Below are 271 nucleotides of genomic sequence, written 5' to 3'. Positions count from 1 at the left end.
ATCGGATTACTTGTCGTGCGTATTGTATTTAAAACATATTTAAGCCAATCGCTTGATTTAGGACAACTTAGTGGGATGTTCTTCTTGCTGGCATTTGCGATGATTGTGTCATGGAGAATTGCCATGTACCGTTCCTTTACAAAATTACAGAAGGAAATGGAAAAAGAAGATGGTTTTTATAATGAAAAAGATATGAAATTAACTTAAAAACTGTATATGTATAAAATAAAAAGACAGCGTTTTTTGACGCTGTCTTTTTATTTTATATTGC

The 271-nt window shown here is 31.4% G+C and carries 1 protein-coding gene; it reads left to right on the top strand.

Annotation, left to right across the window (positions count from 1 at the left end; translation table 11 throughout):
* Nucleotides 1-207: CcdC protein domain-containing protein (locus tag KVT11_RS19925; protein WP_217609154.1), on the top strand; the 207-nt coding region annotated here is incomplete at its 5' end.
* Nucleotides 208-271 lie beyond the last annotated feature (64 nt).

It is taken from the genome of Bacillus sp. GbtcB10 (assembly GCF_019091365.1).
Classification (GTDB): Bacteria; Bacillota; Bacilli; order Bacillales; family Bacillaceae; genus Bacillus; species Bacillus altitudinis.
The sequence above is the reverse complement of the archived record's forward strand: the minus strand, read 5'-3'. Positions and strand labels throughout refer to the sequence as shown.